General features: G+C 52.3%; 9 protein-coding genes. 3 read left to right on the top strand and 6 right to left on the bottom strand.

The genetic code is table 11. The features are described 5' to 3' along the window. Positions 1 to 21: 21 nt before the first annotated feature. A complete protein-coding gene (locus NEV57_RS03420; RefSeq protein ID WP_257656873.1) occupies positions 22 to 945 on the bottom strand; it encodes a 1-aminocyclopropane-1-carboxylate deaminase/D-cysteine desulfhydrase in 924 nt (307 codons plus the stop codon). An 82-nt stretch (positions 946 to 1,027) separates the two neighbouring features. Between NEV57_RS03420 and NEV57_RS03415 the strand changes: the two genes are divergently transcribed. Next, on the top strand, positions 1,028 to 2,065 hold the full coding sequence (locus NEV57_RS03415) for an RluA family pseudouridine synthase (RefSeq protein ID WP_257656872.1): 1,038 nt from the start codon (positions 1,028 to 1,030) through the stop codon (positions 2,063 to 2,065). 32 nt (positions 2,066 to 2,097) lie between these two features. After that, positions 2,098 to 2,946 (top strand): aminotransferase class IV, encoded by an 849-nt coding sequence (locus NEV57_RS03410; RefSeq protein WP_257656871.1) that lies wholly within the window; start codon positions 2,098 to 2,100, stop codon positions 2,944 to 2,946. A 26-nt stretch (positions 2,947 to 2,972) separates the two neighbouring features. Here NEV57_RS03410 and NEV57_RS03405 read toward each other — a convergent pair whose 3' ends face one another. After that, complete coding sequence (locus tag NEV57_RS03405; protein WP_257656870.1) at positions 2,973 to 4,283, bottom strand: type IX secretion system plug protein; 1,311 nt, start codon at positions 4,281 to 4,283, stop codon at positions 2,973 to 2,975. Continuing rightward, positions 4,283 to 6,193 (bottom strand): ABC-F family ATP-binding cassette domain-containing protein, encoded by a 1,911-nt coding sequence (locus tag NEV57_RS03400; RefSeq protein WP_257656869.1) that lies wholly within the window; start codon positions 6,191 to 6,193, stop codon positions 4,283 to 4,285. Before NEV57_RS03400 ends, NEV57_RS03405 begins: the two co-directional genes overlap by 1 nt. Positions 6,194 to 6,273: 80 nt before the next feature. Here NEV57_RS03400 and NEV57_RS03395 point away from each other — a divergent pair, with 80 nt between their 5' ends. After that, positions 6,274 to 7,305 (top strand): quinone-dependent dihydroorotate dehydrogenase, encoded by a 1,032-nt coding sequence (locus NEV57_RS03395; protein WP_257656868.1) that lies wholly within the window; start codon positions 6,274 to 6,276, stop codon positions 7,303 to 7,305. Between the two features lie 35 nt (positions 7,306 to 7,340). Here the strand turns inward: NEV57_RS03395 and NEV57_RS03390 are convergent, their stop codons facing one another. The 3 genes from NEV57_RS03390 to gyrA are packed head-to-tail and all read right to left on the bottom strand — an operon-like array spanning position 7,341 to position 12,197. Beyond that, positions 7,341 to 8,516 carry a tetratricopeptide repeat protein gene (locus NEV57_RS03390; protein WP_257656867.1) on the bottom strand — a complete coding sequence of 392 codons (1,176 nt, stop codon included), beginning with the start codon at positions 8,514 to 8,516 and terminating at the stop codon, positions 7,341 to 7,343. Positions 8,517 to 8,520: 4 nt separating this feature from the next. Further along, positions 8,521 to 9,627, bottom strand: a complete 1,107-nt coding sequence (locus NEV57_RS03385; protein WP_257656866.1) for a tetratricopeptide repeat protein — start codon at positions 9,625 to 9,627, stop codon at positions 8,521 to 8,523. A 5-nt stretch (positions 9,628 to 9,632) separates the two neighbouring features. Next, on the bottom strand, positions 9,633 to 12,197 hold the full coding sequence (gene gyrA / locus NEV57_RS03380; RefSeq protein WP_257656865.1) for a DNA gyrase subunit A: 2,565 nt from the start codon (positions 12,195 to 12,197) through the stop codon (positions 9,633 to 9,635). Positions 12,198 to 12,329 lie beyond the last annotated feature (132 nt).

Below are 12,329 nucleotides of genomic sequence, written 5' to 3'. Positions count from 1 at the left end.
ACTTAGCTAAAATAATTTTACTCAGAATAGTTTTTCTGTAGAATTTTGGTGCTGCGCCAGCTGCTCGTGCATGCCCAGTATGCCGGTAATTCCCCCGGTATGAAGCAGAAGGATACGGTCGCCGGGCCGGAAATAGTCGTTGGCGATGCGGTCAAATAACGCGTAACATAGCTTGCCGGTGTATACGGGCTCGATGAGGATACCGGTATGGGCGCAGAAGCCCTGGACAAAGCGAAGCAGTTCGGCCGTGCTTTTGGCATACCCGCCAAAATGGTAACTGGTATGCAGGGTGACGGTACTCGGGGGCAGCGACGGATATAATCCGCGGATGGCATCGTTCAGGAAATCGCCGCTGGCTAATACCGGGACGCCATGCAGTGCGGCCTTCAGTCCTTTTTGCAGTTTGCCCATTGCGAGTCCGGCCAGCGTGGTACCGGTGCCGCATGCGCACCAGATGTGGTCATATTCGTGATGGAGCTCGTCGAGGAGTTCGCTGCAGCCCTGCGCGCCGGCAGTGGAATGGCCGCCCTCGGGGATGCAGTAAGCCTGTTGGTTACCTCCGAAATGTGTTTCAAACAGCGTTTCTTTAGCTCGGTAGGCGCTGCGTGACACAAAAATAAGCTCCATGCCGAAGATGCGGCATAACGACAGTACGGGGTTGGATACCTCTTCGCCCCGCACAAATGCCGTGGTGCTGAACCCGAATTTAGCGCCGGCGCAGGCGGTTGCGAGCAGGTGGTTGGACCATGCACCACCAAAGGTAACCAGGTGGTTTTTGCCCGCTTCCTGTGCGTCGTGGAGGATATGCTTAAGCTTACGCCACTTATTGCCGGAAATGAAGGGGTGGATAAGATCGTCCCGCTTCACGTCAACACGGACCTGCTTTTCGTCGAACAGCGGAAAGTGCAGGGGTTCTACCGGGCTATGGAAATCAAACGGAAGCATCTTGACCGGCAAACTTAGGCAATGGCAATAATGATTCCAACGAAATATCCCAAAATCCGGAGCTTTCCGCTATTTTTGCGGCATGGTAGCTGAAGCGGATTTCCAGGACTCGGACGAACAGGATTTATTTGAACACCTGCGCATTGTTGTAGACAAGGGGCAGGCGCTGTTGCGCATCGATAAGTTTTTAATGAACCGGGTGGAGAATGCCTCCCGGAACCGGATCCAAAATGCCATTACCGCCGGATCTGTACTGGTTAATAACCAGCCGATCAAGGCCAGCTACAAGGTAAAGCCGTTGGATGTCATTTCCGTGGTGCTGCCCCACCCGCCGCGGGATACGGAGGTTTATCCGGAAGATATCCCGCTGGATATTTTATACGAGGATGACGACCTGCTGATTGTGAACAAGCCGGCCGGTATGGTGGTACATCCGGGCTTTAACAATTATACGGGTACGCTGGTGAATGCGCTGGTGTACCATTTTGCCCATTTTCCACAATTGCCCGGCAATGACGGCCGGCCGGGACTGGTGCACCGCATCGACAAGGATACCAGCGGGTTGCTGGTGGTCGGCAAAAACGAATGGGCGATGACCTTCCTGGCCAAGCAGTTTTTTGAACATACGATATCACGCAAATACACGGCCCTGGTTTGGGGGGACATTGCCGAGGACGGCGATGTGCAGGGGTACATTGGCCGCAGTGTGAAGGACCGAAGGGTAATGGCGCTGTACGACGATCCGGAGAAGGGAAAATGGTCGGTGACCCACTACCGGGTGCTGGAACGCCTGGGGTATGTGACGCTGATTGAATGCCAGCTGGAAACCGGCCGGACGCACCAGATACGTGCGCATATGCAGTCGATTGGCCATCCGTTGTTCAACGATGCGGTCTACGGGGGCGACCGTATTGTAAAAGGCACGGTTTTTTCTAAGTATAAACAGTTTGTGGAAAATTGTTTCGAACTGCTGCCGCGGCAGGCGCTCCATGCGCGGAGCCTGGGATTCATCCATCCGGTATCGAAGAAAAAGATGGATTTTGAAATTCCGCTTCCCGACGATTTCCGGCTATGCCTGGAGAAATGGCAGGGGTATGTTTCCCATCCACACAATAACTAACACAGAACGACTTTTTGATATTATAAGATTACATGGCCGTACACTACATCGATTTCAACGGAAAATTACTACCCGAAAAGGAAACCGTACTCACGACAGATAACCGCGCGTTCCGGTATGGCGACGGGCTTTTTGAGACCATGCGCTGGATGGGGGGGAAGGTGCGTTTCCTGGCTTACCACCTGGAACGGCTGCACGAGGGCATGCGCATGCTCCAGTTATCGGCCCCCGGTTCATTTGATGAAAAGTTTATTAACAGCCATGCGGAGGCATTGATCCGGAAAAACAACCTGGAAGGCCAGCATGTCCGCCTCCGGCTGCAGGTCTACCGCGACGGTGGCGGGCTGTACAGTCCGCAGCAGAATAATGCCGCGTATGTGCTGACGGCGTCGCGGCTCGATCCGGATGATGTGAAACACCGGAAACTGGGACTGATTATCGACGTGTACAGCGAATACCGCAAACCGGTGAGCGCGCTGTCCAAGCTGAAATCGAGCAATGCGTTGATTTATGTAATGGCTGGTCTGTACCGCAAAAAAAATGGACTGGATGATGTGCTGCTCCTGAACCAGGAAGGCTTTTTATGTGAATCGATGAATTCGAACGTGTTTGTGTGGTACGATAGGAAACTGTATACCCCGGCGCTGAGCGAGGGGTGTATCGAAGGGGTAATGCGGCGGGTAGTGATTGACCTGGCGGTGAGCCAGGGAATGGAAGTGATTGAAGCCCAGATCAGTCCGGATATATTGAATGAGGCTGATGAGATATTCCACACCAATGCCATCCACGGCGTTCAGTGGGTGATGGGTTACAAGCAGAAGCGTTATTTTAACCGGATTTCACGGACACTGCAGGAATCCCTGCTGGCGGTAACCCTGTAAATGGCGCGCCCGGTACCGGGGGCTGCTTAACGGCGGGTTGCGGATTCGGTGTCCACTTCGGTGTAACCCACCAGCTCATCCCATGTGGTGCCCGGCCGCCGGTTGTAGACTAAAATCTGATAGGTGTTTCCGGTTTCAAAGTGGTTGCCGCTGAAGAATGCGGGGTCGACTCCGCCGGCGGGAGTGGCCAGCACGTATTCGTAATCGTAAACGCCCTGCTTCAGGAGCAGGGTGGCCTGCCAGCTGCCTGTGCCGGGGCGGAGGGTCAGCTGGTTCGCCGGTTCGCGGCGGTAGTTATTGAATCCGCCGACCACATAGATTGTACCGGGAACCTGTTCCCGGTCTTCCAGCGTAAAGGTTACTTCAATATAATCGGACTCGGCCGATGCGCTGGCTTTATCCTGGTTGCGGATAAAAAAACCGCCATTCTCATCGAATACGGAAGCGTACGCTGCTGTACGGTAATTGATGTCGGGCACGAGGTTGACCCGCGCCGTGCTGTCGATGGCGATGTCGGCCATGCGTTCGGAAGCCAGCCGGAGGCTGCGCAGATCGATATACCTGAATTCATTGCCGCCTCCGAAATCCAGGGTACGGTTATCCTGATAGGTCAGTTCGTTTCCATTGACAAACTGTGGACTGGTGAGCCATTCCTGTACATCGGGGCGCTGGTTTTGCATAACCAGCACTTTCACATCCTGGTAGGGGTTGCTTACGGTAAGTCCGCCCGTATTGATCCGCAGGTTAAGCTTTTGGTTGCTTCGGCGCTTCGCGACGTCGAACGAGGGAATGAGTTCGGGTGCGACGATCATCAGGGGTGCCACCACGTAAAAGCGCCGGCTGATCACCAACCGGCTTTTGTCCGCATCTTCATACACCTTAAGCAGGTAGTTTCCCGCAAGTTTGGGACGCATGTTCTCCGTTGGAAAACTGGCGCGGTAATGGGTATAGGGCTGGAGTGTATTTACGGACGATTCATACGTCATAACCCGCTCTTCGTTAAACCCGGAAGCATACTCCAGCGGGGATAGCCGGCTGGGTTTCCAGTTGGCATCGCAATGCTCCATGCTGAGGTAATAGTTGCGTATATCGCCCCGCAGGTCGTCAAATGCCAGTTCCAGCTGATCGTTGCTATGCAATTCGATAACGGGCAGCGCATTTTCCTGTTCCGCCGGGTACAGCTGTACGGTCCGGATTACGGGCAGGTAATTGATGTTGTCGTATACCAGCTCCTGTTGCGGACTGCGTTCGCGGGAGGCCCTTCTTTTCTTTTGTTTCTGGGCCGACAGCAGTCCGCAGCAGTGGACAAGCAGCAGTACTAAGGCGATTTTTCTCATCAGTCCATTTTCATGATTTCTTCGGCCAGTTTTTCCCACTCGGCCTGCAGTGCGCGGAGTTCACTTTTTAAGGCGTCATATTGCTGGGTTGCCGTCGCCAGCTTTGCGGGGTCGGCGTATACCTGTTCATCGGCGATCTGTGACTCTGCTCTCGAAATTGCACTTTCTTTTTCGGCAATATGGGTCTCAATTGCGGCCAACGCTTTATTCAGTTTTTTTGTCTGCTGGTCCCTGTCGGGCTTAACCGTTTTGGCTGGCTCAGGCTCGGGTTTCGGTGCCTTTTTTTTCGGCTGTTCCTCCGCCCGGGGCTGCTGCCGTTTGGCCTGCCATGCTTCATATTCCTGATAAGTTCCGGGGTATTCCTTGATCTGCTGGTCTTCAATAAACCAGATTTTATTGGCCACGTTATCCAACAGGTACCGGTCGTGCGAAACCAGGATGAATGTGCCTTCAAACTGTTTCAGCGCCTGGATGAGGATGTTGACCGACTGGATATCCAAGTGATTGGTTGGCTCATCCAGTACCAGGAAATTGGCATCTGCGGTCAATGCCTTGGCCAGGGCCACGCGCGATTTTTCACCGCCGGAGAGCACCCGGATTTTCTTGAAGGCATCGTCGCCCGTAAACAGGAAGCATCCCAGGATGGACCGGAGCTCGGTTTCGGTATGTTTTGGTGCAAAGGCCTGCAGCTCCTGTAAGATTTCATGGTCGAGGTGGAGCGCTTCCAGCTGATGCTGCGCAAAGAACGTCTGCGTAACGTTATGCCCGGTTTCACGCTTGCCCTCAAACTGGCTGTCGGCCTGCGCGACGATGCGCAGGAGGGTTGATTTCCCCTTGCCGTTGGCACCGATGAGGGCTATTTTATCTCCTTTTTCAATGATGGCATTGGCATGCTGGAGGATGGAAATGCCCGGATAAGACTTGCTGATGTCTTCCAGCCGTACCACATGGCGGCCCGACTGTTTGCTGAATTTGAACCGGAAGTTGACTGTGGGATTGTAATCATCCACATCTTCCACTTTTTCCATGCGTTCCAGGGCCTTGACGCGCGACTGCACCATCTTGGCCTTGCTGGCTTTGGCGCGGAACCGCTCAATGAGCCGTTCTTCCTGCTTGATCTTGGCCTGCTGGTTTTTGTACTGGTTACTCTGAATTTCTTCACGAAGTGCTTTTTCCTCCAGGTAAAAGCTGTAATTGCCGGCGTATGGAATCAGTTTTCCGCGTTTCGACTCCACAATGGTGGTCACCACGCGGTCCAGAAAGTAACGGTCGTGCGATACAATGACAATGGCCCCTTCAAAGGCCTGCAGGTAACTCTCCAGCCATTTAATGGACGGAAGGTCGAGGTGGTTTGTCGGTTCGTCGAGCAACAGGATGTCCGGCGCCTGGAGCAGGATCCGGGCGAGCATGACCCGCATGCGCCACCCGCCGGAGAACTCCGATAGTTTCCGTTTCTGGTCGGCATCACTGAAGCCCAATCCGGCCAGGATTTCGTGTGCGCGGTATTCGATACTATAGCCGTCGAGGGCCTCAAATTCGGTCTGCTTGTCACTCAGCTTCTGGATCAGGTCATCGGAATAGTCGGTTTCCAGTTTTTCCAGCAGCCGCTCAATCTCGCCATGGAGCTGATTTTGGCGCGCAAAGGCTTCCATGGCAACGTGGAGTATGCTCTTGTCCGACTGATGCGACAGCAGGTCCTGGTTGAGGTACCCGATCTTGATATCCTTCGCCATGGATATGCTGCCGGACGTCAGTGAATATTCCCCGACAATGAGCTTCAGCAGGGTGGTTTTTCCGGTACCGTTGGCTCCGATCAGTCCGGCTTTATCACCGGGTTTGATGTGCCAGTTGGCTTCATCATACAATGCCCGTGCACCGATCTCAAAAGTAAGATTGTTTATTGCGATCATTTCAGGTGCAAAAGTAGTAAAATATTGGCAGCCGACCGCTCATAGCCAAATTATCGATCCCTTTAATTACCTTTGTCGCCATGTATAAGCTGGTAAAACCCCTGTTTTTCTCTCTTGATCCGGAAACTGCCCACCATACGGTTTCCGGCGGTTTGCAGTCCTTTTGTAAGGTGTGGGGAGGTAAACGGCTGCTGCGTGCGGTTTATGGTTATGACCATCCGGGTCTGGCGCGCGAAGTATTTGGCCTGAAGTTCAAAAACCCGGTAGGGCTGGCCGCAGGGTTCGATAAAAATGCCGCTTACGTGGAAGAGATGGCCGCGCTGGGGTTCGGATTTATTGAGATCGGGACGGTTACGCCGCGCCCGCAGCCGGGCAACGACAGGCCCCGGCTTTTCCGGCTGGTGGCGGATGAAGCGCTGGTTAATCGCATGGGCTTTAACAATCAGGGGGTAGATGTGGCTGCCGACCGGCTGCGCCGGTTAAAGAACCGCGGGCAGCTGATTATCGGGGGCAACATCGGCAAAAATAAGCTGACGCCCAATGAGGAGGCCGTGAACGACTACATTACCTGTTTTGATGCGCTTTTCGATGTGGTGGATTATTTTGTGGTGAATGTGAGTTCGCCCAATACACCCGGTTTGCGTGACCTGCAGGAAAAGGGGCCGCTGATGCATATTTTAAGTACCTTGCAGCAACGGAACCGCAAAAACGATATTTCACGGCCTATTTTACTGAAAATCGCGCCGGATCTGTCGGACAGTCAGCTGGATGATATTATTGATATTGTACGGGAAACCGGCATCGCGGGAGTAATTGCCACCAACACCACGATTTCCCGCGAGGGCCTGCAAAGCCGTCCGGCGTTAACTTCGGAAGCGGGCGGATTGAGTGGTAGGCCACTGACCCGGCGGGCAACCGAGGTTATCCGTTACCTGGCGGAAAAATCGAACCGTGCTTTCCCGATTATCGGGGTGGGGGGTATTCACCAGCCGGATGACGCGGTGGAGAAACTGCGCGCGGGCGCCTCCCTGGTGCAGTTATATACGGGCTTCATTTACGAGGGACCGGCGCTGGTCAAACGGATCTGCAAAAAAATAGCCCGCGATCACTGATCGCGGGCCATCTCTCTTTGCCTGATTAAACAGGTTTATTGTTCCAGTGCATCCAGGCGGGCCTGAAGCTCATCTATTTTCGCCTGATCTTCCTTGATTTCGTAATATTTTTTGAGATTGGTCAGCGCCAGGAATGAGTTGCCGTCCACTTCAACCGCTTTTTGCAGGAAGGGCAGGGCCGAGTCAAAAATATCGTATGCCTTTTTGATTTCGGCATCGTATTCTGCCTGCGGAAGGCTGGCATTGTTCGTTTTGTTGAAAAAGTCAATCCCCTTGTTCAGGATAAGGCCGCCCAGGTTAATGTTGGCTTCCAGGTAGCTCGGATCGATTTCAATGGCTTTCCGGTAAGCGGCTTCTGCCTTTTCCGTATCGTCCAGCGCGCTGTATGCAATGCCGAGGTAATAGTGCAGGTTTTTGTTGTCCGGTTCGCGGGTTACCTGCTCATTGATGGTGTTGATGATCTTTTCCTCGTTGCCAGCCATCAGGTTCAATTCAATGTTCTGCGTGGCCAGGTCCGGATCTTCCGGATATTTCGTCGCACCCAGTTCGGCATATTTGATGGCGTTGGTGGTATCACCTTCCATCAGGTAAATACGTGAAACGTCTAAAATCACCTGTTTGTTATTGGAGAAACTGTCGATAGGCACCAATTGGATATACTTTTTTAACGCATCTCCGAAGTTCTGTGAGTTTACTGCGGCCAGGCCGGAGTAATACAGCAGGGTAGTGTCACCCGGAAGGTAGTTCAGTCCTTTGTCAAAGGCCGTGTAAGCGCTGGCAAAATCCTGTGAATCCCAGGCTGCAACCCCTTTATTCAGCTCGTGCTGTGCAAGGATGGAATTCAGGATCGTTAAGTTTGGTTCGTTTTCTTTTTCCGTATCCAGGCTGATTGCCTTTTCCCTGGCGGATACCGCTTTCTGGATCAGGGAATCAGATCCATCGGTTGAATCCAGCAGCGCCAGATCGGCATTAACCAGGGCGTAATAGGTCCACGTTTCGGCCAGTTCGCTTGTTTTTTCGTTTTCAATTGCTTTTTCCAGCGCATCCTTGGCAGTAGCAAGGTCGCTGGCCCCCAATGACGCATTGCCAATGGCTTTTACCTCGTTGAATTTCTCGTAGCTTGCTTTTGCCTTTCTCAGGTTGCTCGTCTGCGAATACGCAACCGAGGAGGCGATTATCAGCGTACCTAATAAAATGGGTTTCAAATTCATGATGCTAATCTATTATGAGTTGATTTAATATGTTATTTACTCGTTCTAATTGAATGACGTTTCCCGACTGGTTATAGAGTACGGCAAGTGATTTTAATGCGTTGGTTTCCGAGGGGCGTATTTGATTCGCTCTTAACAAATATTCCTGTGCTTTGTTTTGCTTATCCGCGTTATCGGGATCGGCAACATATTCTTTCAGGTAAATCAGGCCCAATTCAAAATTACCCTGGAAATTATTGCCGTCGAGGCCGATCACCTTTTCGTAATACTTTTTGGCGGCTTCTACATTTCCTTCCACTTCGTTGGCATAACCGGCAATGTAGTTGAGGTTTACGTTATCCGGTTCATGGCCGAGGGCCTCATCGGCCAGTGGAACAATAGCCGAATAGGCATCGTTGGCCACGTAAGTGTTGATCAATGCGAATAGGATTTCCTTGCTATCCGGAAACTGTTCTCTCCCTGTCAGTAAGGTGTTCAGCATCTGCCGGGTGTCGCCCTGTTGTTTGTACAGTGTCGCCAGTTCCAGGACATAAACAGGGGAGGAGGTTTCCCGCTCGTTGATCAGCGTCTGGTAACGTTGGATGGCGCCTTCCTTATTTCCGGTTTCGGCACTTAAAACAGCAAGGTTATGCTTGATGTTGTCGGCCGAGCGGCTGATGGAATCAACCTTTAAGTATTGGTACAGCGCTTCTTCGTTATTTGCGTTATTCAGTGCCCGCCTGGCTTTGAGCAGGTGTGCCGTAGCCAATGAACGCCTGATGTAATTAATTTCGGGCTCGCTTTCATAGTTGAGCTGCGGATCGTTCAGCTTTTTCAGCGCTGCACGGGCTACATCAATAGGGTCGCTGGTATACTTCTGCGTACGGTTTGAATCGACAACAGCTAATGTACTGTATACCAGTCCGCGGAGCAGGTTGTTTTTATAATCGCTTGAATCCCGTTTCGTTTTGTACGCCTCGTCAGCGAATTTCCGGGCTGCCTCAAGGTATTTGAAATCCTTGTTCTTGGAATACAGTGCGAAATTATTGTTGCCTTCTTTCAGGTTAGACTGTGCCGTTGCGCTCAAAGCGCCTATTGCCAGTAAGCAAACAATAAGAAATGGTTGTTTCATTGCTTTTATTCCTTTGTTTCCGGACTTTCGTCTGTTTCATCCGTTTGATCCGCATCCGGTCCGCCGTTCTCGTCATCCAACAATTCATCGGTTTCCTCTTCCCGGACTACCTTGGTAATGGAGGCGATCTCGTCGTCACCCTTCAAGCTGATCAGGCGCACGCCCTGTGTAGCCCTTCCCATCACCCGCAATTCGGAGACCGCAATCCGGATGACGATACCCGATTTATTGATGATCATCAAATCATCCTGGTCCGTAACATCCTTAATGGCTACCAGTTCACCGGTCTTATCGGTGACGTTAATGGTTTTAACACCCTTTCCGCCGCGGTTGGTGATTCGGTAGTCTTCAATATCCGTACGTTTTCCGTATCCCTTTTCGGATACGACCAATACGGTTGTTTCCGGATTATTAACACTAATCATGCCAACTACTTCATCCGTTGGCCCGCCAAGCGTTACGCCGCGTACACCGGCTGCGGTACGGCCCATGGGCCGTACGGTGGATTCGTTGAAACGGATGGCTCTGCCTGAACGGAGGGCCATTACCACTTCGCTGTTGCCGTCTGTGAGGCATGCTTCAAGCAGTTGGTCGCCTTCGTTAATGTGTATGGCGTTGATGCCGTTGGCGCGTGGCCTTGAATAGGCTTCCAGCGACGTCTTTTTGATCGTGCCGCGTTTTGTACACATGATGATGAAATTCTGCTCAAGGTATTCCTGGTCCCTGAGGTTTTTCACCTTGATATATGCCCTGATTTTTTCTTCTTTCGGGATATTAATAATGTTCTGGATGGCGCGGCCGCGCGATGTCCGCCCGCCTTCGGGAATTTCAAACGCGCGAAGCCAGAAGCAGCGTCCGGCTTCCGTGAAAAACAGGAGGTAATTGTGCGCGGAAGCGGTGATGATCCGTTCCGTAAAGTCCTCCTCGCGGGTATTGGTGCCCAGTGCACCCTTGCCACCGCGGCTCTGCCGGCGGTATTCGCTCAGCGGTGTCCGTTTCACATAGCCTTCATGTGATATGGTGATTACGATTTCCTCGTCTTCGATGAAATCTTCCATCCGCATATCTTCAGCTGAGTGTACGATGATTGAACGGCGTTCGTCGCCATATTTTTCCTTGACCTCACCGAGCTCATCTTTGATGATTTTCATTCGCAGCTCTTCATTTTCAAGCACGGATTTCAAATACTCGATCGTCTTCATCAATTCGGCATATTCTTCCTTGATCTTATCGCGTTCCAGTCCGGTAAGTCGCCGCAGCGTCATGTCGAGGATGGCACGGGCCTGGATATCCGAAAGACCGAACTGCTCCATCAATCCCACCCGTGCATCTTCCGGTGTTTCGGAAGCCCGGATCAGCCGGATCACTTCATCGAGGTGATCAAGGGCGATCAATAACCCTTCGAGGATATGGGCCCGTTTTTCTGCCTCGGCAAGTTCAAACCGCGTACGGCGGATAACCACTTCATGGCGGTGTTCCACGAAGTGATGAATCATATCCTTTAAGTTGAGCAGCATGGGGCGACCCTGTACCAGCGCGATGTTATTGACGCTGAACGAGGTCTGTAGTGCCGTATGTTTATAGAGGTTGTTCAGTACAATGGAGGCATTGGCTTCCCGTTTGATGTCGTAAACCACCCGCATACCCTGCCGGTCTGATTCGTCGCGGATAGCGGAAATGCCCTCGATTTTTTTCTCGTTGACCAGCTCGGCAGTGCGCTCGATCATGTTGGATTTGTTGACCTGGTAGGGTATTTCCGTTACAATGATCTGCTCCCGTCCGCTTTTGGTGGTCTCGATTTCGGCTTTTGCACGCATCACGATACGGCCACGACCGGTATGGAATGCTTCCTGCACACCCGCATAGCCATAGATAATGCCACCGGTGGGGAAGTCGGGCCCCTTAATATGCTGCATCAATTCGCTGATCTCAATATCGCGGTTGTCAATATAGGCGATGATGCCTGCTACCACCTCCGTCAGGTTGTGCGGGGCCATATTGGTTGCCATCCCGACAGCGATACCCGAGGCGCCGTTTACCAGCAATGCCGGTATCCGGGTGGGCAGTACGGTAGGTTCTTCCAGGGAATCGTCAAAATTGAGCTGGTAGTCAATGGTGTCTTTGTTGATGTCAGCCAACAGTTCTTCGGCAATCTTCTTTAACCGGGCCTCGGTATAACGCATGGCCGCCGGGGGGTCGCCGTCGATCGACCCGTAGTTTCCCTGCCCGTCAACCAGCGGATAGCGTAGGCTCCAGTCCTGCGCCATGCGGACCATCGTGTCATACACCGAAGAATCCCCGTGGGGATGGTATTTACCCAGTACGTCGCCCACAATACGGGCCGATTTTTTATAGGGTTTGCCGCTGGTGACACCTAAGTCGAGCATGCCATATAATACACGGCGATGCACCGGTTTCAGGCCGTCGCGTACGTCAGGAAGCGCCCGGGATACAATGACTGACATGGAGTAGTCAATGTACGCCGATTTCATCTGGTCTTCTATGTTGATGGGGATGACCCGGTCATTAGCCGGAATAAGATTGTTGTCGTTGTCTGTTTCTTCAGCCATGTTCTCGTTGGTTCATGAATAAAACTTGCGGCAAGAGGCAAGCCAATTGCGCATGCGAAATTAATAAATTTCCGGCTGATTAACGAATGTTTTTTGGTGTGTGTGGTGGGGGATGGTACAGGGGAAAATACG

It is taken from the genome of Parapedobacter lycopersici (assembly GCF_024643285.1).
GTDB classification, from domain to species: domain Bacteria; phylum Bacteroidota; class Bacteroidia; order Sphingobacteriales; family Sphingobacteriaceae; genus Parapedobacter; species Parapedobacter lycopersici.
The sequence above is the reverse complement of the archived record's forward strand: the minus strand, read 5'-3'. Positions and strand labels throughout refer to the sequence as shown.

Excerpts from the sequence above, each read along its gene's own strand:
- NEV57_RS03420 (WP_257656873.1), bottom strand. The coding sequence starts at position 945 with ATGCTTCCGTTTGATTTCCATAGCCCGGTAGAACCCCTGCACTTTCCG.
- NEV57_RS03415 (WP_257656872.1), top strand. The coding sequence starts at position 1,028 with ATGGTAGCTGAAGCGGATTTCCAGGACTCGGACGAACAGGATTTATTT.
- NEV57_RS03410 (WP_257656871.1), top strand. The coding sequence starts at position 2,098 with ATGGCCGTACACTACATCGATTTCAACGGAAAATTACTACCCGAAAAG.
- NEV57_RS03405 (WP_257656870.1), bottom strand. The coding sequence starts at position 4,283 with ATGAGAAAAATCGCCTTAGTACTGCTGCTTGTCCACTGCTGCGGACTG.
- NEV57_RS03400 (WP_257656869.1), bottom strand. The coding sequence starts at position 6,193 with ATGATCGCAATAAACAATCTTACTTTTGAGATCGGTGCACGGGCATTG.
- NEV57_RS03395 (WP_257656868.1), top strand. The coding sequence starts at position 6,274 with ATGTATAAGCTGGTAAAACCCCTGTTTTTCTCTCTTGATCCGGAAACT.
- NEV57_RS03390 (WP_257656867.1), bottom strand. The coding sequence starts at position 8,516 with ATGAATTTGAAACCCATTTTATTAGGTACGCTGATAATCGCCTCCTCG.
- NEV57_RS03385 (WP_257656866.1), bottom strand. The coding sequence starts at position 9,627 with ATGAAACAACCATTTCTTATTGTTTGCTTACTGGCAATAGGCGCTTTG.
- gyrA (WP_257656865.1), bottom strand. The coding sequence starts at position 12,197 with ATGGCTGAAGAAACAGACAACGACAACAATCTTATTCCGGCTAATGAC.